The sequence below is a fragment of the Bdellovibrio sp. SBM16 genome, from assembly GCF_056175625.1.
The window spans coordinates 173,910-196,413 of record NZ_JBJKJG010000001.1; the positions used below are offsets into that span (position 1 = coordinate 173,910).

At 45.2% G+C, this 22,504-nt stretch carries 19 protein-coding genes and 1 pseudogene; 13 read left to right on the forward strand and 7 right to left on the reverse strand.

Features of this window, described 5'->3' with window-relative positions:
- Window positions 1–73 precede the first annotated feature (73 nt).
- Complete coding sequence (locus tag AC04MM_RS00720) at window positions 74–811, forward strand: ribonuclease H1 domain-containing protein (RefSeq protein ID WP_475378399.1); 738 nt, start codon at window positions 74–76, stop codon at window positions 809–811.
- 12 nt (window positions 812–823) lie between these two features.
- On the opposite strand, the gene AC04MM_RS00725 is transcribed toward AC04MM_RS00720, so the two are convergent.
- Window positions 824–2,233: a TolC family protein gene (locus tag AC04MM_RS00725; RefSeq protein ID WP_475378400.1), complete on the reverse strand. Its 1,410-nt coding sequence runs from the start codon at window positions 2,231–2,233 to the stop codon at window positions 824–826.
- A 29-nt stretch (window positions 2,234–2,262) separates the two neighbouring features.
- Here AC04MM_RS00725 and AC04MM_RS00730 point away from each other — a divergent pair, with 29 nt between their 5' ends.
- On the forward strand, window positions 2,263–5,394 hold the full coding sequence (locus AC04MM_RS00730) for an efflux RND transporter permease subunit (RefSeq protein ID WP_475378401.1): 3,132 nt from the start codon (window positions 2,263–2,265) through the stop codon (window positions 5,392–5,394).
- A 2-nt stretch (window positions 5,395–5,396) separates the two neighbouring features.
- Window positions 5,397–6,437, forward strand: a complete 1,041-nt coding sequence (locus AC04MM_RS00735) for an NAD(P)-dependent alcohol dehydrogenase (protein ID WP_475378402.1) — start codon at window positions 5,397–5,399, stop codon at window positions 6,435–6,437.
- Here AC04MM_RS00735 and AC04MM_RS00740 read toward each other — a convergent pair whose 3' ends face one another.
- The 3 genes and pseudogenes from AC04MM_RS00740 to AC04MM_RS00750 all read right to left on the reverse strand — a co-directional run bounded on the left by AC04MM_RS00740 (window position 6,438) and on the right by AC04MM_RS00750 (window position 7,357).
- Window positions 6,438–6,761: a hypothetical protein gene (locus tag AC04MM_RS00740; RefSeq protein WP_475379035.1), complete on the reverse strand. Its 324-nt coding sequence runs from the start codon at window positions 6,759–6,761 to the stop codon at window positions 6,438–6,440.
- Window positions 6,762–6,771: 10 nt separating this feature from the next.
- A pseudogene (locus AC04MM_RS00745) lies at window positions 6,772–6,993 on the reverse strand (YkgJ family cysteine cluster protein); the annotation flags it as partial.
- A gap of 25 nt (window positions 6,994–7,018) precedes the next feature.
- Window positions 7,019–7,357: a hypothetical protein gene (locus tag AC04MM_RS00750; protein ID WP_475378403.1), complete on the reverse strand. Its 339-nt coding sequence runs from the start codon at window positions 7,355–7,357 to the stop codon at window positions 7,019–7,021.
- A 230-nt stretch (window positions 7,358–7,587) separates the two neighbouring features.
- Between AC04MM_RS00750 and AC04MM_RS00755 the strand changes: the two genes are divergently transcribed.
- Genes AC04MM_RS00755 through AC04MM_RS00770 form a run of 4 tightly spaced genes read left to right on the forward strand, consistent with a single transcriptional unit; the run spans window position 7,588 to window position 11,901 of the window.
- Entirely contained in the window at window positions 7,588–8,559 is a 972-nt protein-coding gene (locus AC04MM_RS00755) for a BMP family lipoprotein (RefSeq protein WP_475378404.1), read from the forward strand.
- 5 nt (window positions 8,560–8,564) lie between these two features.
- Entirely contained in the window at window positions 8,565–9,974 is a 1,410-nt protein-coding gene (locus tag AC04MM_RS00760; protein ID WP_475378405.1) for an ABC transporter ATP-binding protein, read from the forward strand.
- The gene (locus tag AC04MM_RS00765; RefSeq protein WP_475378406.1) at window positions 9,971–11,032 is read left to right on the forward strand and encodes an ABC transporter permease; all 1,062 of its coding nucleotides are present in this window, start codon (window positions 9,971–9,973) and stop codon (window positions 11,030–11,032) included. Before AC04MM_RS00760 ends, AC04MM_RS00765 begins: the two co-directional genes overlap by 4 nt.
- A complete protein-coding gene (locus AC04MM_RS00770) occupies window positions 11,029–11,901 on the forward strand; it encodes an ABC transporter permease (RefSeq protein ID WP_475378407.1) in 873 nt (290 codons plus the stop codon). Before AC04MM_RS00765 ends, AC04MM_RS00770 begins: the two co-directional genes overlap by 4 nt.
- Here the strand turns inward: AC04MM_RS00770 and AC04MM_RS00775 are convergent.
- Genes AC04MM_RS00775 through nadB form a run of 3 tightly spaced genes read right to left on the reverse strand, consistent with a single transcriptional unit; the run spans window position 11,898 to window position 15,024 of the window.
- Window positions 11,898–12,479, reverse strand: coding sequence for a hypothetical protein (locus AC04MM_RS00775; protein ID WP_475378408.1), 582 nt, complete (start codon window positions 12,477–12,479; stop codon window positions 11,898–11,900). The genes AC04MM_RS00770 and AC04MM_RS00775 overlap by 4 nt on opposite strands.
- A 13-nt stretch (window positions 12,480–12,492) precedes the next feature.
- Complete coding sequence (locus tag AC04MM_RS00780; protein ID WP_475378409.1) at window positions 12,493–13,344, reverse strand: lysophospholipase; 852 nt, start codon at window positions 13,342–13,344, stop codon at window positions 12,493–12,495.
- A 39-nt stretch (window positions 13,345–13,383) separates the two neighbouring features.
- Window positions 13,384–15,024 (reverse strand): L-aspartate oxidase, encoded by a 1,641-nt coding sequence (gene nadB, locus AC04MM_RS00785; RefSeq protein ID WP_475378410.1) that lies wholly within the window; start codon window positions 15,022–15,024, stop codon window positions 13,384–13,386.
- Window positions 15,025–15,135: 111 nt separating this feature from the next.
- Between nadB and AC04MM_RS00790 the strand changes: the two genes are divergently transcribed.
- Genes AC04MM_RS00790 through AC04MM_RS00815 form a run of 6 tightly spaced genes read left to right on the forward strand, consistent with a single transcriptional unit; the run spans window position 15,136 to window position 22,498 of the window.
- Window positions 15,136–16,941, forward strand: coding sequence for a hypothetical protein (locus AC04MM_RS00790; RefSeq protein ID WP_475378411.1), 1,806 nt, complete (start codon window positions 15,136–15,138; stop codon window positions 16,939–16,941).
- Window positions 16,938–18,398 (forward strand): GGDEF domain-containing protein, encoded by a 1,461-nt coding sequence (locus tag AC04MM_RS00795; RefSeq protein ID WP_475378412.1) that lies wholly within the window; start codon window positions 16,938–16,940, stop codon window positions 18,396–18,398. Before AC04MM_RS00790 ends, AC04MM_RS00795 begins: the two co-directional genes overlap by 4 nt.
- Before the next feature lie 2 nt (window positions 18,399–18,400).
- Window positions 18,401–19,570, forward strand: a complete 1,170-nt coding sequence (gene alr / locus AC04MM_RS00800) for an alanine racemase (protein ID WP_475378413.1) — start codon at window positions 18,401–18,403, stop codon at window positions 19,568–19,570.
- Window positions 19,567–20,349: an MlaE family ABC transporter permease gene (locus AC04MM_RS00805; RefSeq protein ID WP_475378414.1), complete on the forward strand. Its 783-nt coding sequence runs from the start codon at window positions 19,567–19,569 to the stop codon at window positions 20,347–20,349. The genes alr and AC04MM_RS00805 overlap by 4 nt, the downstream gene beginning before the upstream one ends.
- Window positions 20,346–21,122, forward strand: a complete 777-nt coding sequence (locus tag AC04MM_RS00810) for an ABC transporter ATP-binding protein (RefSeq protein ID WP_475378415.1) — start codon at window positions 20,346–20,348, stop codon at window positions 21,120–21,122. The genes AC04MM_RS00805 and AC04MM_RS00810 overlap by 4 nt, the downstream gene beginning before the upstream one ends.
- A complete protein-coding gene (locus AC04MM_RS00815; RefSeq protein ID WP_475378416.1) occupies window positions 21,119–22,498 on the forward strand; it encodes an MlaD family protein in 1,380 nt (459 codons plus the stop codon). The genes AC04MM_RS00810 and AC04MM_RS00815 overlap by 4 nt, the downstream gene beginning before the upstream one ends.
- Window positions 22,499–22,504: the final 6 nt, after the last annotated feature.

Genomic DNA, 22,504 nt, shown 5'->3' on the forward strand with positions numbered 1-22,504 from the left:
CTTTATGGAACTATGCGAGACGCGTGCCTAAAGAATTTAACAAACTCGAGTTTTCACCCTAATATCGTGTCATATGCGATTTATCATTTACACGGACGGTGCTTGCTCGGGTAACCCAGGCCCAGGCGGCTGGGGAGCCATCATAGGCTCAATACAGGGAAAAAACGTTGAAATTAAAGAGCTCGGCGACAGCGAAATCGCTACGACGAATAACCGTATGGAGATGTGCTCTGTCTTGGCGGCGCTTAATTACATCGATCAGCAGACAAATTCCTCTGAATTTTCGATTCAAATCTACACGGATTCTGTCTATGTGATTAAGGGGATTACCCAGTGGGTTTTCGGCTGGAAAAAACGTGGCTGGAAAAATGCCGAAGGCGCCGATGTCGTCAATCAGGATATCTGGGAGGCCCTGGATGCAGTGGTCTTTAAACTGCAGAAGAAAATGAATGCTAAAATCAAATGGGATTATGTGCGCGGCCATATGGGCACACCGGGTAACGAGCGCTGTGATAAAATCGCCGTCGCTTTATCAAAAAATGACTACGTCAATCTCTATCACGGGTCAGGCGAAAACTATCTGTTTGATATCACCACGCCGCCGCCCACTGAACCATTGCCAGAGAACAATTGGACTAAATCAGAAAAACCTAAAACCCAGTGGTATGTCGTTTTAAAAAACGGGGTGATTACGCGTTTTAAAACCTGGGCCGAATGCGAAGCTTCGGTTAAGGGTGCGCCCGGAGTAAAGTTTAAAAAAGTGACTTCTGAGGCTGAAGAGGCAGAAGTCTTAAAAGGCTGGGGAAGATAGCAGCCAGCTCAACTACTGTTGGATCAAATTTTCGTATTCTAATAGCGTTGTCGTGTAATTACCCAATGCATTGATCGCGGCCACTTCGGCCTGGATTTTTTTGTTGTAAGCATCGATTAAAAAACTGATGTCGGTTCTGCCCTGAAAGTATGTCAAATTCAGCTGTTTAACCGCTTCGGCGCGGTATTTGACGACGTTCTGGGTGGTCGTCACATTGGCAAAAGCGTTTTCAAGCTTTTGTCGGGTGTTTTCGATCTGGGTTTTTAAATCAGCTTCAGCTCGGTTAAATTTTGCCAGTTCGACTTGTTGGGTGGCACGGCGTAATTGTTTTTCTGATCTGTTTAAATCATCTCCGAAGAAGTAATCTAATTTTACTCCAATCGTGTATTTATCTTTGGGATCATCCTGCATTTCATTTAATGATTCGGATTGTGACAGGTCTAAGCCTTGCGCGGTGTACTTGCCATAAATGCTGAGTTTAGGGTGATCTTTTAGGTTTGCGGCCTCGGCGCTGGCTATAGCTGACTCGGCTTTTAGTTTTTGCACCTGATAACGACGCAAGTTTTTAACTTCGCCCTGAAATTTAGCCGGTAGCGGTTTTACCGTGTTTTGCGGCGTTGTTAACACAATCACTTGCTCGGGCGGAATATTTAGCGCTGTCTTTAAGAGCTGTAAGTTGGTCAGTAAAGTGTTTTTGTCATCAAGTAAGGCTTGTTTTCTGGTTTCAAATTCAGCCAGTGCCTGTTCAACTTCGCCGGCACTCGCGTAGGAGTTGGCTTTTTTGCTTTTAACGTTGCTGACCAGGCGGCCGTACTTACTGAGCAGGTCTTCATTTTCTTGCACTGATTTTTGTGCCGCTTGCACGCGCCAGTACAGTGACAGCACTTCGCGGGTGTTATCCATTAAATCGATATCGGTTTGCAGGCGGGTCCGTGCAACTTCGGTTTTTGCCGCTTTTAACGCCTGCATCTCAGAGTTTGAGAAAATGTACGGGTACAGATTCTGTTCTAAGCCCAGTGTGTAGTAGTTCTGCGCATAGTCGGTTGTTGTCGCATCATACTCGACATTGGTGTACTCAAGGCTGGTGGCGGTGCCAGTGTAAAAGCGCTTGTTTAATGTGAGCGTCTTTTTTTCTTTATCTGAATCGTTGGCGGTAAAAGTGGTTAACGATTCGGTTTTATCTTTTTCCAGCGAATAATCGAAGTTCAAATTTAAACGGTAATTGCCGTTTAGAAGCTGGTAGTTGTATTCGCTGGTGAGATTGCGGTTTCTGATTTCCTGGTAGTTAAAGCTCTGGGTCTGCACTAAGCGGATCACATCATCTTCGGTTAATTTCAGAGGGGATAAGGTATCTGACGTAGCGGGTTGTGAAATGAAACACAAGATCGACAAAGCAATTTTTCGCAAATAGGATTTACTCATAGCTGTACACATACAACTGGGAGCTTAGCATGCGTATTTCTGATATCTCAATTAAAAATCCTGTTATGGCATGGATGATCATGGCGTTCTTAATGGTGTTCGGAGCGATCTGTTTTTCTCGCTTAGGCATCAGCCAGTTTCCGGATGTGGATTTTCCGTCAGTCAATGTGTCGATTGCTCTTTCGGGGGCCTCACCCGAGGTTGTTGAAGCTAACATCGTTGAGCCGGTTGAAGATGTGTTGACGACTTTAGAGGGGATTAAAGGCCTAAGCTCTTCAAGCCGCAGCGGGGTCGGTAATATTTCGGTTGAATTTGATTTGGATCGCAATATTGATGCTGCCTTACAAGAGGTGCAGACCAAAGTTTCACTGGCGCAGCGCCGTTTACCAAAAGATGCAGACCCGGCGATTATTACCAAATCAAATCCTGACGATCAGCCAATTATCTGGCTTGCCGTCACCACCGAAACCGGTGATCGCCGTGAACTTATGAAGTACACGCAAGAATATCTAAAAGACCAGTTTACTTCAGTGATGGGTGTTGGTGATGTTCAGCTTGGTGGTTTTACCGATCCGATCCTGCGTGTGCAGGTGATTCCAGAAAAACTGAACCGCTACAATATCACCGTGTTGGATGTGATCAACACTATTCAGGCCGAGCATAACGAACTTCCTGGCGGCCAGGTTGATGATACTAAGAATGTTTTTAATGTGCGCGTAAAAGGTGAAGCTAAAACCTTAGAAGAGTTCAGAAGTATTATTATCTCTAAACGTGCCGGGCAAACTGTGGCCGACCCGTCGTTACGGGTGCGCCTATCAGATGTGGCCAATATTGATCTGGCCTTAGCCGATGATAAACGTTTTTCGCGCTTTAACGAAAAACTCGCCGTCGGCATCGGTATTAAAAAACAACGCGGCACCAATGCCGTAGCCGTGGCCCGTGCGGTTAAAGAGCGCATGGAAGAGATCAAAAAAAATCTGCAGCCCGGTTACTCGTTAAGTGTTAACTTTGATACCACCCAGTTTATCGAACGTTCGATCGCCGAGCTTAATAAGCACTTACTTATGGCGGTCATTCTAACGGCATTTGTGTGCTGGCTATTCTTAGGAAGTTTTACCGCTACTGTTAACGTTTTACTTTCAATTCCGACATCGATTTTAGGTACTTTTATCGCCTTATATTTCTTAGGTTTTACCTTAAATACCTTTACGCTGTTGGGTTTAACCCTCGCAATCGGTATTGTTGTCGATGATGCCATCATGGTGCTTGAAAATATTTTCCGTTACAACGAGCGCGGTAAAAACCAGATTGAATCCGCCATTATCGGAGCGCGCGAGATTACTTTTGCGGCCACCGCTGCGACGGCGGCGGTTGTGGCAATCTTTTTACCGGTAGCTTTTATGAAAGGGATTATCGGTAAATTCTTTTTACAATTTGGTATCACGATCTCGTTTGCCGTCATGTTATCGCTGCTGGAAGCTTTAACTATCACGCCGATGCGCTGTGCTTCGTTTGTCCAGCACTCACACCGTACCACTAAAATCGGTAAAGCGTTTGATGTATTTTTTGACGGCATGACAAAGTCTTATAAGCGCACTTTAGAGTGGACTGTGATTCACAAATGGAAAGTGTTTTTAGGATCAGTTGTTTTAATGGTGTTGTGTTTTGTGCTGGTTAAATTTATCCCGAAAGAGTTTACACCGGCCCAGGAGTCTGGGCTTTTAATGACCCGAATTAATCTTCCGACCGGGACCGCATTTGCAGTGACCAATGAAACCACGAAACAAGTTGAGCGCCTGCTTCTAGAAAACCCGAACGTTAAGCAGGTGTTTTCAAGTGTGGGTGGTTTTTCGGGTTCGGGGGCTGATACCAATACGGCCGTGATGTTTGTCTCACTCAAACCTAAAGCCGAACGCACGATTTCGCAGGCGGAATTTGTTAAACAGGCCCGCGAACAATTAAAATCGATCGTTAAAGGCCGCGTATCGATGCAGGACCCGACATCACGCGGATTTGGCGGTGGCGGACGTGGTTTTCCGGTAGAGTTTGTGATCAAAGGCCCAGAGTGGGAAGACTTATCGGCTCAGGCCGACCAGATGATGGAAGAGATGAAAAACAGCGGTCTGATGACTGATGTCGACAGTAACTTACTGCAGGGTTTACCCGAAATTCAGATCGTGCCGGATCGTGACCGCGCAACGGCCACCGGGGTGAGTGTGAACAGCGTGGCCAGCACCATCAATGCAATGATCGGCGGCGTGCGTGCCGGACAGTACGCCGATGGCGGTAAACGCTATGATATCCGGGTTGACTTACAAAAAACTGAGGATCAGATCAAAGACTTAGAAAAACTTTATATTTCAAATTCAAAAGGTAATTTACTGCCTTTATCGAGAATCGTCGAATTTAAAAAAACCAAAACCTTACAACAGATCAACCGCGACAGCCGTCTGCGCTCGATTTCGATTTATGCCAACTTAGAAAAAGGGGTAAAGACCGAAGCGGCGATGGCCTTTGTGCGCGAAAAAGCCAAAAATTTAAAACAGCGTTATTTCATCGAAGAATTCGGAACTTCAAAATCACAGAAAGAGTCATTTCAGGGGTTAATCAGCGCTTTAGTGCTGGGACTGTTGGTGGCCTACATGATTTTAGCGGCGCAGTTTAATTCGTTTATTGATCCGGTCACGATTTTAATGGCGCTACCGTATGCGATTGCCGGTGCATTTATTGGCTTATTTATCACCCAGCAGAGTTTAAATATCTACTCGATGATCGGGATATTATTACTGATGGGTATCGTAAAGAAGAATTCAATCCTGTTGGTTGAGTTTGCAAATTTGGTGCGCGACCGCAAAGGTGCGGCAGCTACACCAGAAGCGGCGATGGTCGAGGCCGGGCCTACGCGTTTACGTCCGATTTTAATGACCTCATTTGCCACAATGGCGGGCGCAATTCCGACCGCGATTGCCACAGGTGAAGGCGCAGAACTCACACGTTCGATGGCTATCACCATTATTTTTGGCGTATTATTTTCTACGCTGTTAACGTTATATGTAATTCCGGCACTGTACGTGATGTTTGAAAAATTTAAAACCCGCGACAAAAACCAAACAGAAGTTAAAAAAGCCTTTGTCGCTGCCGGCAATGAAGGATTGGAGTAATTATGATTTCAGCTAAAGCCTACGGCGTAAGTGATGCAAAAGCACAGTTTCAACCGATGATGATCGAACGTCGAGAGCCAAAGCCCGACGATGTGGTAATTGAAATTGCCTATTGCGGTATCTGTCACTCAGATATTCATACGGCGCGCAGTGAATGGGCCGGAACCCAGTATCCGTGTGTGCCGGGGCATGAAATCGTGGGGCACGTGATTGCGGTGGGTAAAAAAGTTAAAAAATTTAAACTGGGTGAACCGGTCGGTGTGGGTTGTTTTGTGGATTCGTGCGGCAAGTGTGCTTCGTGTAAAGCCAACGAAGAACAGTTTTGTTCAGTTGGCACAACTTATACGTATAACTCGCCGGTAAAAGAAGGCGCTTACACTTACGGCGGGTACTCGACAGTAATCACGGTTAAGCAAGACTACGTTTTAAAAATCAAAAAAGGCTTACCGTTAGATAAGATGGCACCGTTATTATGTGCAGGTATCACCACTTATTCGCCGCTAAAACGCTACGGCACTAAAAAAGGTAAAAAAGTCGGCGTTGTTGGCCTTGGCGGCTTAGGCCATATGGCGGTTAAAATCGCCAAAGCCATGGGAGCAGAAGTGACAGTGTTTTCAACTTCGCCCGATAAAGCTGTAGACGCAAAAAAACTGGGTGCTAAACATTTCGTGTACTCAAAAGAAAAAGCCAACTTTCAACCGTTGGTAAAAAAGTTTGATTTAATTATTGATACGGTGTCAGCAACCCACGATTTAACACCGTACCTACAGGTGTTAAAGATCGACGGCACTATGGTGTTATTAGGTGTTCCGCCAGAGCAGGGAAGACTTGCGGCCGGTGCCTTAATCAACGGACGTAAACGTTTAACCGGATCATTAATCGGCGGCATTAAAGAAACGCAAGAGATGTTAAATTTCTGCGCGAGCAAAAAAGTTTTTTCTGAGATTGAATTAATCAGCGCTGATAAAATCAATGAAGCTTATGACCGCACCGTCAGCGGTGATGTGAAATACCGCTTCGTGATTGATGCAAAAACGTTTTAACTATTTCGCCAATAAGCCGTAGCCGATTAATCCGGGGATCACGATATACAGCAGTGAATCCCGGATTAAATAATACACGAAAAAAATCGCAAATAATTTCCAGCCGTGTTTTTTAAACGTGGCTTTGATTCCCAGGGTTTTGAAATCATGCTTCAAGGTCCGGAACAGGTCTTTGGCTTTGGTGATAGCTGAGAAAGTCTTGTTTGGTGAGCGGTTTAAGTCCGTGCTTAGCGCGGGCCTCATCACAGCGCGGAACATGTACGCCAGCTTCGTAGCTAGCTTGAAAATTCCGGCAAGGAGAAGGGCGATTGGCGTAGATTTCACAAGAGACAAACTCGCCGATACGGCCTTTTAAAGCAATACATTTTGGGTGATGTTTATTGTCGGTGCCTTTTAAAATTCTGGCCCGATCAGAGACATCGAGCCAGTAATTGGGAGGGACGGGGTGGTCTGAATCGTCTTTTTCAGCTTCGCGCCAATAAAAAGAAACGCGGAAGCTCGCGCAACAGGCGCCACAGGTTTGGCAAGGGTGTGTGGATTTGACCGTCGATCCCATGCTGAAATTGTGACGCCAAGTTTGGCTATTTGTCAGCTTTTTCCTCTTTACGCTCAGCTTTTTCTGCTGCTTTTTTGGCTTTCCACTCTTTTTTCTCGTCGCGTAATGATTTTACCGAGGCTTTGCAGCTTTCAGATAACTCGAAAGATTTGTTCGATTTCTTGTAAGCGTGGATACACTTCATTAAGCCAGAACCAATTTCTTTGCCAGAGCAGCCTGCTTTTTCGGCGTCAGCAGCGCAGGCCTGTTCTGCAGCCGCTTTGTGCTCAGCTACTTTGGCTTTCATTTCAGCTTTTTTTTCCGGGTCATTGGCAAATGCGAGAGCTGACGTTGCTAGGACGACGATGGCTAATGCTTTTTTCATAGAAGGTTCACTTTCTCGTGTTTAAACACGCTAATGGTTATTTGTCTGTACACTATTAGCCTAATTCAGTGGCTTTAAGAGCGTATGAACATTGAATTAAAAAACATTAATTCAAAAAAAGGCCGCTAGAGCCTATCGGCTAAGCCATTAAAATCGTTGAATTAATCTTGGGGTAAATTAATATGACTTTGAATCAAACTGGACCAAAGTAATAACTAAACGGGGGATGTATGTTTAAGTTTCTATTCGTGTTCTGTCTAGCCATGGCTCAATTTGCGCACGCCAATCTAAAAATCGGATTAGTTTTAGATAAAGGCGGTAAAGACGATAAATCTTTTAACTCGGCAGCCTATGCCGGTGCAAAAAAAGCCGAGAAAGAATTAGGGATCGAGCTTAAGTATGTTGAAGCGACCGATAACAATTCTTTAGAAACTCTTCACCGTAATTTCGCACAGAAAAAATATGATTTAGTGATCGGTATCGGGTTTGCGCAAACCGACGCCGTTAAAAAAGCGGCGGCGTTATTTCCGGAAACAAAATTTGCCATCGTTGACGGCGAAGTAACGGCAAAAAATGTACGTTCACTTTTATTCGAAGAGCACGAAGGTTCTTACCTGGTAGGTGCAGCCGCGGCCATGAAATCAAAATCTGGTGTCGTCGGTTTTATCGGCGGCATGGATATTCCGTTAATCCGCAGATTTCAAAAGGGTTTTGAAGCCGGTGTTAAATCGGTAAATCCAAAAGCCTCGGTATTGGTAAGCTATATCGGCGTAACCGGCGAAGCCTGGAACAATCCGGCTAAAGCCAAAGAAATCGCGTTATCTCAGATTTCACAGAAAGCTGACGTGATCTTTCATGCCGCCGGCGCTTCTGGTTCAGGGTTGTTTGATGCCGCCGCAGATAAAAAAGTTTACGCGATCGGCGTTGATTCAAATCAAAACTGGGTAAAGCCGGGTGTAGTCCTTACTTCAATGTTAAAAAAAGTTGATGTGGCGGTTTTTGAAACAATCAAATCAGTAAAAGACGCAAAATTCACAGCTGGCGTAAACCGCTTTGGTTTAAAAGACGGTGGTATTGACTGGGCCTTAGATGCACACAACAAATCACTTTGGTCACCGGCTGAGATCGAAAAATTAGCGCAAGTAAAAAAATCAATCGTATCCGGCAAAGTTGCGGTTCCTGATTACTACAAGACCAAATAGTTTTCATGTCAGTTCAGAGCCTGATCGAATTTAAAAATATCTCGAAAAACTACGGGGACTGTGTGTCCCTGGATCAGGTGCAGTTTACCATTAGTAAAAACCAGATCCATGCCATTATCGGCGAAAACGGTGCCGGCAAATCAACGCTGATGAAAGTGTTGGCGGGGATTGTGCCGCCGTCATCGGGCACGATGGTGTTGCGTGGTGAAGTGTATAAACCGCAATCGGCGCAGGACTCGTTCCGGAAAAAGATCGGTTTTGTGCACCAGCACTTCCAGTTGGCCGATGAGTTGACCGGCTGGGATCACCTGGAGCTGGTGGCCCGCACGCAAAAGATGGATCGTAAAAAGCTTGTGAGTATTGTCGAAGAAAAGCAGGCCAGGTTTAAATGGCTTTTACCGTTAGATAAAAAGATCAAAGCCTACAGCATCGGCGAACAACAAAGATTAGAAATCTTACGCGTTTTAATTTTGGAGCCGGAGATCATCATCTTTGATGAGCCGACTGCGGTATTAAGCCCTGACGAAATCGAAGATTTTCTAAATTTCATGTTAAGCCTGAAAAGTCAGGGTCATACACTTATTTTGATTTCGCACAAGCTCAACGAAATTAAAAAAGTCGCAGATCATGTGACGATTCTTTGCCGTGGGCAGATGATCGGTTCGGATCTGGGGGCTAACTTTACGGTTGAGCAGATGGCCGAAAAGATGATCGGTCGTAAACAGCAGCTGTTAAAGGTCGAGACAAGCGGTGAGACCGGACCTGCTTACGATCTGAATTTATTAGGCCTGAAGCTTCACAAGAACGAAATTCTTGGCGTTGCCGGTGTTGATGGTAATGGCCAGGAAGATTTTATTTTTAAGCTGCGCCAGAATATCGCGTTATTAAAACTGAAGTTCGGTGATATTTCTGAAGATCGCTACCGTTACAGTATTTACCCGTTGCAAAATTTAATTGAAAACTTTTTGATCCGCCACCGTGAATACTTCACGCGTTTTGGACTGGTGAACAAATCCCAGGTCAGAAAAGAAGTGGAAAAGATCGTGCAGGAGTGGGATGTGCGTCCTGCGCAGAGCGAGATGATTATGGGCTCGTTATCGGGCGGTAATCAGCAGAAGTTCGTTATCGGCCGCGAGCTATGGCATAACCCGGATGTTATCTTAGCTGCCCACCCTTCACGCGGCGTCGATATCGGCGCGCAGGAAAAAATTCATCAAGCACTGCTTGATCAAAAGAAAAATCACCGTGCCGTCGTATTATTGTCTTCGGATTTAGATGAGGTGTTAAAATTATCCGACCGCTTTGTAATTTTATACAAAGGCGCAATCAAGGGACCGTTTACCAAGGGTTCATTAAATAACAGCCAGATCAGTCAGATCATGAACGGGGTCGAGCTAAAAGGAGCTAACCTGTGAAGCGTATAGATTTTTCGAGTCTGATCGGTTTTTTTATCGGTGTTGCCTTAAGCAGTATTTTAGTGCTGTTGTTTAAAGAAAACCCGGGCAATGTTTTAAAAGTATTAAGTGGCAGCTTTTTACAGTCGAAATTCGACATGGGGTTAACGCTGTTTTACACCACCTGTTTTGCGTTTGCGGGGCTGGCCTTTTCGATCCCGTTTAAAGCGGGTTTATTTCATATCGGAGCCGAAGGGCAGATCGTGGTATCGGCGATGATCGCCGCGGTAACGGGGATTATCCTGCCGGAATCACTGGGTAGCTTCGGAATTATCGTTATCTGTTTAACGACAATGATCGTGGGAGTTTTGGCGGCGCAGGCCATTGCGTTTTTTAAAGTTTTTAAACAGGGCCACGAAGTCGTTGTGGCGATTATGCTTAATTTTATTTTTGCGGCCGTGGCGACTTATGTGGTGCTGCAGAATTTTCAGAATACCGAATCACAAAATCCCGAGAGCGCGCTGATTAAGCCACTGTTTCAGGGTGCTAAAGCCGATAGCCTAAAATTATTTTTCGAACAATCAGCGGTCAGCAGTTTTTTACTAATTGCGGTGATCAGCTGTCTGGCTGTCTGGTATTTTGAAACCAAGACTAAATGGGGGCTGGAGATCAAGGCTTTTGGTGAAAATCCGACGGCGGCAGAACGCATGGGGATCTCGGCTAAAAAAATAAATTTTCTAAGTCTGGGTATCGCCGGTTTTTTCTCAAGCCTTGTGGGGTTAACAGAGGTTTTAGGCAGTACATTCCAGTACAAGGTGGGCTTTTCACCGGCGTACGGTTTTTTGGGTATCGTGGTAGCGTTACTTGCGCAGGGGCATCCGATCGGCATTTTATTTTCTAGTTTTATTATGGCCGTACTGCACAAGGGGGCCTCTGATTTAGATTTAGAAACGCAGTTTCTAACCCGCGATTTTTCTAAAGTGTTGCAGGCGATTATTATTTTCTGTGTGGCCGGTGCCGTTTATTTAAACCATAGAAGGGTTAAAGGGACGCTTAGTCCTTTTGGGAAAAAATCATGAGTCCGGAAATTCTGTTAGGTTTACTACTGGCCACAGTTCGAATGTCGCTTCCGATAGTGTTTGCGGCAACCGGCGGTTATTTTTCAGAAAAATCCGGAGTCGCACAAATTGCTTTAGAGGCGTACCTGTTGATCGGCGCTTTTACCGCAGCAGCGGTGGGGTTTCAGACGCAGTCACTGGTGTTAGGTTATATCGCGGCCGGAATTGCGGCCGCCATCATGGCGCAGATTTTTAATATATTAATTTTTAAGTTTAAAGCTAATTCCATCGTGGTCGGAACCGGCATGAATTTACTGGCGATGGGTTTAATCCCGATCGTGAGTAAAACATTATTCGAATCAACCGGTTCAACCCCGGCTTTAGACACCTCTGAGGCTGCGTTAAAACATTCGCTGGTGATGGTCAGCTGTGTAACGGTATTGACTATGGCGGTGAGCTATTGGATCGCCGAAAAATCAAACTGGGGCTTACAGATTAAATTTGCCGGAGAAAAATCCGAGGCGTTAACCAGCGTGGGCGTTAACCCGATTGCGCGCCGCTGGCAGGCAGTTACTTTATGTGCGCTAATAACCGGTCTTGGCGGCGCGATTTTATCAACTTACCTGGCATCGAGCTATTCACCGCTGATGAGCGCGGGGCGCGGATTTATCGCGCTGGCGGCTGTGATCTTTGCTGGTTGGACCTTGCGTAAAGCGTGGCTGGTGGTGCTGTTCTTTGGTTTTGCCGAAGCAATTCAGATCCAGTTACAAAACTTAAATCTTAGCGTGAAAGTCCCGAACGAATTTATTCAAATGCTTCCGTACGTGGCAACACTGGTGGCGCTGCTGATTCTGCGTAACAAACAGCAGGCACCAAAAGAAATTTCTTAATAAGATAACTGCGTCGTAGCCAGCGGGCCGGTCACGGTTAATGTGACTGGTTTGCCATCGGTAGCCGGCGTTGAGACTGGAAACATCACAGTATAGGCCGTTGACCAGCGGTTATGGTGCGGGTAAATCGCCTCAAGATCCAGATGTAGCGATTTGATTTTGGTCACTTTACCTTCGTAACGTTGTCCGCCGACATCAAGATAAACTTTCCATGAAGTTTTGCTGTAGGCTAAGTCGTCATGTTTTTTTTCCGGTGTGTAAAAGCTGATGAAAAATTCAGTGCCGTCAGAATGTTTGGCGATGATCTTTGCTTTTTCTTCTTTGTATTTCTCAAGATTCCACTGTTGTAATTTGGCCTGATAGGCCACCAGGGTTTCGCTCATGTCAGCGTCTAAACGGGTCGCCTGCACGGTAAGTTTGTTGTAGAGACCATCGTACACTTCTTTTTTCTGGGTTTTGCTATCGACGATGTCTTCATACTCGGATGTCGAGATATCTCTGACGCCTTCCGGAGTCGGTAGGCGGGTCACACAACTAAACACGATAAATGGTAATAAAATTAAGGCGATGTTTTTCACGGCTTGGGTACTCCTATTTGTGTCTGTTGCAGAAATCAATGACGGTTTTATAAACCTCATCACGGATGATGTCGTTATAGAGCTCGTGTTTTCCGTCGGGATAAATTTTAATTTCTTTGTCAGTCGAAGCTAAATGATCAAAAAACACTTTTGCCTGCGCCGTTGAAACGACGGGATCATTATCCGAGATATGTATCAGAGTCGGTAAAGTAATGCTTCCGGCCGTGGTAACAATGCGTTCAAATTCGCGTTTAAAACCTAAAAACACACCGGCTGAAATTTTACCGTGACGGTAAGTATCCTGTTCATACTCTTTGATCACTTCCGGGTCGCGGGTTAGTTGTTCATTGCTGATCTCATTGCCTAAAGTTACTTTCGGTAACAGGGCATTTAAAATTTCAGAGCCAGATTCTTTCCAGCCTGGCACCGGCTGGCTGATGCCAAACAGAGGTGAACTTAAGACCTGAGCTTTGAACTGGTTGTAACTTTTTTCGCGTAAAGCACATGATTGCACTAATCCACCCATCGAGTGCGCAAGAAGTATAACCGGTTTATTTTTAACGGATTCAATGCGTAAACATTCTTCTAAAAACAGATGATAATCCAAAACATATTCATCAACATCTTTGGCATAACCGCGCACACCTTCGGATTTTCCGTGGCCGCGCATATCCCACGCCAGAAAGCTCCAGTTTTTCCCAAGTGAACTTTTTTGAAAACCTTCGATGAGGCGGTTGTAACAATCAGAATGTTCGGCCTGACCATGGGTGATCAAAATCGTACCACAAGAATTGTCGGCATCCCATTTTTGCAAGTAGAGTTTAGTCTGGTCGTAGCCGCGAAAAAAAGATTCAGATCGTTTCATACAATTAAAGTCTAACCGAGCTGAATTTTAAGTCAAAAATTAATTCAGGCCTCTGAGTAAAACAGTGTCTTTTCCCTTAGAGTAGGTTTTTAAATCGATAGTCTCTGGACTTAAGGAAGGTTTATCCTGTGGCGGATAATCAATTGAGTAGTGAATACCGATGGATTCTTTTCGTTGAAGTGCGCAACGCACGGTTAGATCCGCAACAATGGCGATATTGCGCAGCTCTAAGATATCACTGTGCATTTTCATATTTGAGTAATACTCTTTTACTTCATGCATGATGTTGTTTAAGCGGTGCTGGGCGCGCTCTAAGCGCTTTGTCGAACGCACGATGCCGACATAATTCCACATCAGTCTGCGGATTTCGTCCCACATATGGTTGATCACGACCATTTCATCCTGATTGGTTTCTTCAGGTTTTGTCCATGCTTTTGGTTCGGTCGACATTTGTGTCGCCGCAGAAATTATCTCCCAGTTTTTTTCGATTTCAACCGAGGCATTGTGGGACATTACCAGACATTCCAGCAGCGAGTTCGAGGCCAAGCGGTTGGCGCCATGTAACCCTGTGCAGGCGATTTCGCCGATCGCGTAAAGACCGACGATGTCGGTTTTGCCTGAGGTGGTCGTCATCACGCCGCCACACAGATAATGTGCAGCCGGTACTACCGGAATCGGTTTTTTTGTCATATCGATACCGTACTCTTGGCAGCGGGCATAGATGGTCGGGAAGTGAGATTTTATAAATTCAGGATCACGGTGTGAGATATCTAAAAACACACACGGCTCGCCGGTTTTTTTCATTTCGGCATCAATGCCACGGGCGACGATATCGCGCGGAGCGAGTGAGCCCAGTGGATGGATTTTTTTCATGAACGCCTCACCCTTGGCGTTGATCAGTTCACCGCCTTCACCGCGGACCGCTTCAGAAATTAAAAAATTGCGTGCATCCTTGTGATATAGGCATGTCGGGTGAAACTGCATGAATTCTAAATTGGCAACACGTGCGCCGGCCCGGTAAGCCATGGCAATGCCATCGCCGGTAGCGCCGCTCCAGTTAGAGGTGTAGAGATAAACTTTGCCCGCACCACCGGTCGCAAGAATGGTGGTGTTTGCAGTGAATACTTTTACTTCGCCGGATTTTTTATCCAGCACATAGCTGCCGACCACGGCGGTGGGCGCAATCAGTGTTGGATCAACTTGTTTGTTTACAATCAGATCGATAGCAAAGTGGTTTTCAAAAACTTTGATGTTGGGGTGTTGGGTAACATTGCGCCAAAGTTTGCGGTGAATTTCAGCACCAGTTTGGTCCTCAAAGTGTAAAATACGGCGCTCGGAGTGGCCGCCTTCGCGGGTTAATTCTGGGTCAAATTCAACGCCCCATTTAACCAAATCTTTAATTCTTTCAGGAGCTTGCAAGACCACATCTTGCACAGCGTTAAGATCGCAGAGACCGGCGCCGGCAACCAGGGTGTCTTTGATGTGGCTGTCAAAGCTGTCGGATTTGTCGGTGACCGAGGCGATGCCCCCTTGGGCCATGGCCGAATTACTGTTTGGGCCGACATCTTTAGTGACGATGCAAACCGATTTTGTCGCGGCAACTTTTAACGCCATACTCAGGGCTGCGACGCCTGAGCCAACAATCATAATTTCCGCGTGGTGCTTCACCGAATTTGCCATGCAAGCTTTGTAATCTGAGTTCTACAAAATGTCTAAGGTAAATGTTGCACAACCAGAGGAAAAACAACACAATAGAGACTGAAGTCTTTTAGCAAGGATGCAAGAAGCAAAATGAAGTTAAAAACCGTTTATTCCACCATTGCGTTGATATTTGTTGTCGTAGGCATTGCACTATGGAAGCTAAACGATACCTATCGCACTGAAAAAATTGCCGTTAAACAAAATCAACTCCAAACGCAATTAACCGCGCTTCGTTCGTCGTTAGTCAGTCAACTTTCGCAGTTACGTAATACCCTCAGCGCTTACACCGTGCAGATCGACGAAGCAAAGATCAATTGGGTGCAGCTAAAACCGTTTTATGCTTTGGCGCTAGTGCAGGAAGATAGTTCCAACCGGTTAACAGTTGCAAAATTATTTTTACAATCCGGATCGGTGGCTGAACGCTGGAATACGACTACTCTGCAGCAGTATTTGCAGGGCAAAGTAAGCGGCAATCAATTGTTGCGAGCACAGACTTTTAAAGATTCAAGCGGTCTGGTGCATCTGGCCTTGGTGGTTTTTGACCGCGAAAAACGCAACAATCAGCCGCGCTCAGGGGTTATGGTTGTTGGCGATGTCAGTTACTTTCAGAGATTTTTTGATTTACAGCGCACTAGCTCGATCACTCAGGTATTGTTAACTGCAGATAAGAACGTGGCTGCCCATAGTGAATACGAGTATGTCGGCAATCTTTCTGATGAGAACAAAGTTTCTGAAGCAAACTTTTTTGTCGACCGCCAGGAAATCCGCGGTACAAATTTAAATTTACTCAGCTACTCGTCAAAAAAAGCACAGGCTAATCTGGATATCCCGCTTTCAATGTTGGGTATTATTATCGGTCTGGCCTTTTTAATGGCCGGAGTTTTACTTTTTGTGGCCAAGCCGGATAAAGAACCTGCGGCGCGCACTGTTGCTGCGAAAGGTAAACCGCTTAAAGCCAATATATACTCGGAAGAATCTGAAGAAGGTGATTTCGGTATCGGCCTGGGTGACTCAGCGCCGGCACCGGCACCACAGGTGATGAACCGCCGTGCTACGGATACGAAAAAAGCTGGGGCTTCAGCGCCATCAGTTAAGCCGACTTTTATTCCACTGTCGTTTGATCATGAACCACAAATTGTGCCGATCCAGGTGCAGGCCTGTGTGCAGCAGGCGATTTTTAATGTTGATCGCCAGTTAAAAACCAGTGGTGTGATGATTACAAAAGAATTTGTTTCTGGCGAGTCTGTCGTGCTGGATTACCCGAAGTTTATCCGAATTTTTGAAAATATTTTGCTGACCATCGCACAGAATTTAAGTGGAAACAAAAAACGCATCCAGATCAGATCTTACGATGCGGGAGCTTTAACGACATTAGAAATCCAGGCGCCGCTGGCAAGCCTGAATCTGCATGAAGCAATTGTGCCGGCGCTTGCTGAAGCCCGCTGCGAATTTTCACAGGTGGCTTCGTCAGCCGGTGAGGCGATCTTCAGGTTTACCTTTACCCGTCCGGAAGAGTTAGAGCATGCAGGCACGACACTGGTAAAAATGCCGGAGCAAACTGTGCCGGCACAGGAGCAGCGTTTTGTTTTATCCGAAGATGACGCCGGCACTTTAAAAATGCCTGATATCGTAATGCCGGCAAAAGCTGAACCACAGGCTGTGCAAAATGATTTGGATATCGATGCATTGTTGTCGCTCGATGATGAGTCTGCGGATAAAGCCGAGCCCGCACAGGCAAAACCAAAAATTAATATTGAAAAAGCAATGCAACCGGCAAAATTTAAGTTGGACGAAAAAATGTCGATCGTTGAAGATCCGGTGATTGATGTGGAGTCTCCTGAAAAAAACAAAGCCGATCAAATTAAAGTTAAAATCAGAAGGCCAGAAAAAGGATGAATATCAGAGAATACTCTTCGCAGTTCAGCGTTTCGATATTTACCCAGGATGTAAACTTAGGGACACAGACCAAACACGCCTTGTCGCAGGCCGGTTATGAAAACCATTATTTTGCTGATGTTGATGAGCAGCTGGTCCGTATCCGGGATAACCCACCGCATGTCGTGGTTTTTGATGTTCGCGGGTCATTAATGGCGCCGCACGAATATATTGAAAAGACCCTGCAGATTTCAAAAGAAATTAAATTTGTCTTTTTGGCAGCAGGCGAGCAGATCGCTGCATTTAAAAATTACAAAAAATTTAATGTCTATAATGTGCTAAATGCAGCCGAACAGGCTGCAGACCAGCAGGTTTTGCAATCGGTAGATAGTATCTGCGAGATTATTCTACGCACTTATCAGAACGAACAATTGATCGAAGATCTGCAGAAAGTAACCGTTGAAAAAGAAACTTTGCAGAAGACGCTGTCAGATGAACGTAAAGCGCCGGAAATCCGTCCGTATCAGTTGCGTATTGCTGAATACAAATCAGCGGGTTCGAAAGAAGATTTATTAAACGCTTTTTACCGCCAGACGCCGACTCAATCGTGGATCTACCTGAAATATGTTGCAAGTATCGAAACATTTTTATGTGTCTCTTATTCGCAGGTGCCAGAATCCTGGGTCGAAGGTTTGTCGTATAAAGTAAGCGCCAAAGACCGTGATAACTTCATTTCACAGATATTTACCGGCGCCTTGCCGCAGGGTTTCGGCAATTATCTGAAGAATAAATTTGAAACTGACCGGTTAAAATTTTTACCGATGATCATCCGCGATAAAATCGAAGGTATTCTGATTTCAACACAGGATATTTCTGCTGAAGTGGCCGAAGATTTTTCTTTAATGAGCCTGGTCTATACACTTTTGGTGTACGAGGCTGAACCAAAGCAGCTGGATATCGAAGATCACTTAACCGGTTTTTATAACCAGGTGTTCTATTCGCGAGTGCTGGAGCGTGAAGTTGACCGCAGTAAACGCGGCTTTGTACCGATCTCGCTGGTCAAGATCTCAATTGATAAATTCGCCGAATTCGAGGCAAGCCTTGGCCGCGATGCCACTGATCAGATTATTCGTTCAGTCTCTGAAGTGATTAAATCGACTTCGCGCTTAAACGATTATCTGTGCCGTACCGGTGTTAATGAGTTCACGTTGATATTAACGAACTGTAACCGCAAGGGGGCAGCTATCCGCTCTGAACGTTTCCGCCAGGCCCTGCATAAAGAAAATCTGATGCGTGCTGGGGTTATGGTAACTGCCAGTCAGGGCATCAGTGAGTACCCGTCATTAACACCGAACGCTTTTGATCTTGATGACAGTGCTGCACGTGCTTTGAATTTTATTTCGCAAAAAGGCGGGGATAAAATTTGTATTTACAAACCACCAGTTGAACATAAGCCTGATTTTATCGTGGAGTCGTAAGCATGGAAATGTTCCGCCGTACGTATGCAGAAATAAATTTAGACCATCTCGCCCATAACTTTTCCGAAATTAAAAGAGTCGGCGGTGAGGGGCGCTTTCTTTGCCCAATGGTTAAAGCCAATGCCTACGGCCACGGTGATATCCAGTTGGCCAAACACCTAGAAAACCTTGGGGCTTCGCATTTAGGAGTCTGCCTGATCGAAGAAGGTATATTGCTGCGTAATCAGGGCCTTAAATCCGAAATTTTAGTCTTCCGCGGCTTTGACAAACAAGGGGCTCAGAAAATTTTTGATGCGCAGATGACCCCGGTTGTGAGTACCTGGGATCAGTTGTCGGCTCTGGAAAGTGTGGCCGATGAACCGATTAAGGTTCACTTAAAATTTAATACCGGTATGAACCGTCTGGGTTTTTCTCCTCAAGAAGCCGAAAAATTGCGGACGTATTTTAAAAATTCAGTAAAATTAATATTAAAAGCTGTGTTAAGCCATTTTTACTGCGGTGAAGATGCCGTCAGTCAAAGCGGCCAGTCGGCAAAACAGGCTGCCGTTATGACAGAGATTTTTTCGTATTTTAAAGATCAGGGAGTTTTTGCCCATTTACTTAATTCAGGTGGTATCGCCAGTCTGGCTGAACCAGCAGTAAAAAATGACCCGAATCATTTTTTACATAAAGAAAACTGGGGATTCCGTCCGGGGCTTATGCTCTACGGATATTCGCCGTCTGAAAATCTGCAGGCGATCGATTTAAAACCGGTTATGACTTTTAAATCTGTGGTTAACAATATCCGCAAACTCGAGGTCGGTGAAACCGTTTCTTACGGTGCGACCTGGAAAGCGGTGCAACCTTCGACAATTGCGGTTGTTCCGGTCGGCTACGCTGATGGCGTGCACCGGCTGTTAAGCAACCGCGGCCTGGCTATGTTTGCCGGGGTGCAGGTGCCGATCATCGGCCGCATCTGTATGGATTTTTTGATGTTAGATGTGACAAATGCGGTTAAAAACAAAGATCTGCACAAATTCAACGAAGAAGAAGTGATTCTTTTTGGCTATGACCAGAACGGAAATTTTTTAAGCGCTGATCTTACGGCAAAGGCCGCAGAAACCATCACCTGGGAAGTTTTAACTGCGGTCGGTGAACGTGTGCCAAGGCATTACAAGGGCGGGCAGGTGTGATAGTCGAAAAATTCAAACAAAAAATTACTGATATCGGCGATGTGTCGCTGTTTGCGATCACCAGCCTGCGTTTGTTGTTTACGCCGCCGTACCGATATACCGAAGTGATCAAACACATGGAATTTATCGGCAATCAATCGGTAGGGATCATCAGCCTAAGCAGTATGTTTACCGGTCTGGCGCTGTCGTTTCAGATCTATCTTGGCTTTAAATTAGTTAATGCTGTAGATCTTGTCGGTCCGACCGTAGCTCTGGGTATTACGCGTGAACTAGGGCCGGTGTTAACCGGATTGATTGTGGCCGCCCGCGCCGGTGGTGCGATGGCAGCCCGTCTGGGAACAATGCGGGTGAATGAACAGATGGACGCGCTTGATGTGATGGGTGTTAATACCAAACAATACCTGATCGCACCGCGCCTGATCGCGGCGGTGTTGTGTATGCCGTTATTAACCGGATTATTTGATTTTATGGCCATGTTAGGTTCATGGTTTTTATGTACGAAAATAGTTGGCCTTGATGGCGCTGTTTTCTTTGAAAAAATCCGTCAGACGGTGGATTTTCACCACATCAATGAAGGTCTGATTAAGTCAGCGATCTTTGGTTTATTGTTTGCGGTAATTTGTACCTACCAGGGTTTTCACACTAAAGGCGGCGCTAAAGGTGTCGGTGAAGCCACTAATAACGGTGTGGTTATGAGTATGGTGGGAATCATTATTATCGATTATTTCTTAATGAATATTATCCGTATTGTTTACATCATGCTGGGGATTCAAAAATGAGTCCGCAGCAACAACCACCGCAATATGCCATTGAACTGACCGATCTCAAAAAAAGTTTTGATGGCAAAGAGTTTGTCTTAAAGGGAATTGATTTAAGGATTCCCAAAGGCAGCTTAACCGCAATTATCGGTTTTTCCGGCACTGGTAAGTCGGTGATGTTAAAACATATCTTAGGATTATTTAAACCGACTTCGGGTACGGTTAAAATTTTAGGAACTGACTTATCGACGCTTGATCCGAATGAACTGACCAAGTTTCGCTGTAACTACGGTGTCTTGTTTCAGAGTGCGGCCCTGTTTGATGATATGACTGTTTTAGAGAACGTGTGTTTTCCTCTTGAAGAACACCGCCGTAACTTAAAAAAAGATCAGATTATCCAGATTGCTCAGAATAAATTAAAAATGGTTGGTCTGGATCCGAAACACTACGGTAAATTACCGAGTGAAATTTCCGGCGGTATGCAGAAACGTACGGGGCTAGCGCGGGCGCTGGCCTTAGATCCAGAAATCATTATTTACGATGAACCGACCACCGGTTTAGATCCGATTCTGACTGAAATGGTCGATGATCTGATACTTGAGACACATAAGAATAATAAAGGCACGACTTCAGTCATGGTGTCGCACGATTTAAGTGCAGCTTTTAGAATCGCAGACTTTATTGTGATGCTCGATGCTGGTAAAGTTTTACTAGCTGGAACTGCTCAGGATTTCTTTAATTCAGACATCGAGTTAGTTAAGCGATTCGTGACAAAAGGGATGAAGCATCAATGAGTTTTTTCACAACCCCAGAATTTAAAGTAGGCGCGCTTGTCGTGGGTATTGGCGCACTTATTGCCCTTATGTCAATGCAAGTCAGCGATGATCCGGCGTTCTTAGGCCGTTCTAAAAGAGCCTGGTTTTACTTAGATAATGCGAGCGGCCTGACAAAAGGTTCCGCGATTCGTACCGCCGGTATCCCGGTCGGGGCCATCAAAGATATCTCGTTGCACGAAGGCAAAGCCCGTATTGATGTGAGCGTTAAATCAGATGTGCCGTTAACACGGTCAGCTCAGGTTGAAATGCGTGCCAGCGGTATCTTAGGTGATAAATATATCGAAATTTCTCCGGGAAATGCTGCAGATCCGCTGTTGGAAGACGGTGGTCAGATTGCCAATGTTAAAACCGGCGGCTCGTTAGATGACGTGATGTCGCAGGTGTCTTCAATTACAACGTCATTAAAAGATGTGGCAAAAAACCTGAACGAAGCAACGACGGCCAATGGCACTAACGAACATATCCTGGGTCGTATCGTACAGAATATCGAGAAGTTATCCGGCGATCTTTCACAGATGACCAGCGAAAACAAAGAGCAGATCAACGAGATCGTCGATCAAGTGCATAATATCACAGGCACGTTAGATGATTTAATCAATGACGAGAGCGAAGCTGGCTTTAAGAAGACCTGGAAAAACTCAATGGCCCGCATTGATAAATCGCTTAAAAATCTGGAAGAAATTACGGATAAAGTTAATAACGGCGAAGGTACTTTAGGTAAACTTATCTCTGATGAAAAAACTGCAGAAGATGTTTCTTCGGCAATCGAAGGTTTAAGTGGATTAGTCGATACGGCAAATAAAACGACCACCGCTTTTGATTTTAACGGGTATTATTTAAACGATATTGAAGAAGCCAAATCGGCGATCGGTATTCATATCCAGCCGGGTCTGGACCGTTTTTACTATCTCGGAATCATCGATGATCCGGCCGGCGTAGTTGAAAAGAAAAACACGGTGACGACCGCAAACGGCAATACCAACAGTGTTGATGAGACGACGACATTTAAAAGTAAAACCAAATTTACGGCCCTATTCGGTAAGAATATTTACAACTGGACATTTAAGGGTGGTTTAATCGAAAATTCCGGCGGTATCGGTATTGATTATTCTCCGTTTAAAATGCACCGACTTAAGTTTTCTGTGGAAGCATTTGATTTCGAAGATGTTAATATACGCTCGACGATTTCATACAAGTTCCGTTACGGCATGTATGTCTTAGCCGGTTATAACGACATGTTGCAAAATACCGATTCACAATCAGCTTATGCGGGTGTGGGTTTATTCTTAACCAACGATGATCTAAAACTTCTCTTAACGAAGTCCCCATTCTAGGAGAGC

Excerpts from the sequence above, each read along its gene's own strand:
- AC04MM_RS00720 (WP_475378399.1), top strand. The coding sequence starts at position 74 with ATGCGATTTATCATTTACACGGACGGTGCTTGCTCGGGTAACCCAGGC.
- AC04MM_RS00725 (WP_475378400.1), bottom strand. The coding sequence starts at position 2,233 with ATGAGTAAATCCTATTTGCGAAAAATTGCTTTGTCGATCTTGTGTTTC.
- AC04MM_RS00730 (WP_475378401.1), top strand. The coding sequence starts at position 2,263 with ATGCGTATTTCTGATATCTCAATTAAAAATCCTGTTATGGCATGGATG.
- AC04MM_RS00735 (WP_475378402.1), top strand. The coding sequence starts at position 5,397 with ATGATTTCAGCTAAAGCCTACGGCGTAAGTGATGCAAAAGCACAGTTT.
- AC04MM_RS00750 (WP_475378403.1), bottom strand. The coding sequence starts at position 7,357 with ATGAAAAAAGCATTAGCCATCGTCGTCCTAGCAACGTCAGCTCTCGCA.
- AC04MM_RS00755 (WP_475378404.1), top strand. The coding sequence starts at position 7,588 with ATGTTTAAGTTTCTATTCGTGTTCTGTCTAGCCATGGCTCAATTTGCG.
- AC04MM_RS00760 (WP_475378405.1), top strand. The coding sequence starts at position 8,565 with ATGTCAGTTCAGAGCCTGATCGAATTTAAAAATATCTCGAAAAACTAC.
- AC04MM_RS00770 (WP_475378407.1), top strand. The coding sequence starts at position 11,029 with ATGAGTCCGGAAATTCTGTTAGGTTTACTACTGGCCACAGTTCGAATG.
- AC04MM_RS00780 (WP_475378409.1), bottom strand. The coding sequence starts at position 13,344 with ATGAAACGATCTGAATCTTTTTTTCGCGGCTACGACCAGACTAAACTC.
- nadB (WP_475378410.1), bottom strand. The coding sequence starts at position 15,024 with ATGGCAAATTCGGTGAAGCACCACGCGGAAATTATGATTGTTGGCTCA.
- AC04MM_RS00790 (WP_475378411.1), top strand. The coding sequence starts at position 15,136 with ATGAAGTTAAAAACCGTTTATTCCACCATTGCGTTGATATTTGTTGTC.
- AC04MM_RS00795 (WP_475378412.1), top strand. The coding sequence starts at position 16,938 with ATGAATATCAGAGAATACTCTTCGCAGTTCAGCGTTTCGATATTTACC.
- alr (WP_475378413.1), top strand. The coding sequence starts at position 18,401 with ATGGAAATGTTCCGCCGTACGTATGCAGAAATAAATTTAGACCATCTC.
- AC04MM_RS00810 (WP_475378415.1), top strand. The coding sequence starts at position 20,346 with ATGAGTCCGCAGCAACAACCACCGCAATATGCCATTGAACTGACCGAT.
- AC04MM_RS00815 (WP_475378416.1), top strand. The coding sequence starts at position 21,119 with ATGAGTTTTTTCACAACCCCAGAATTTAAAGTAGGCGCGCTTGTCGTG.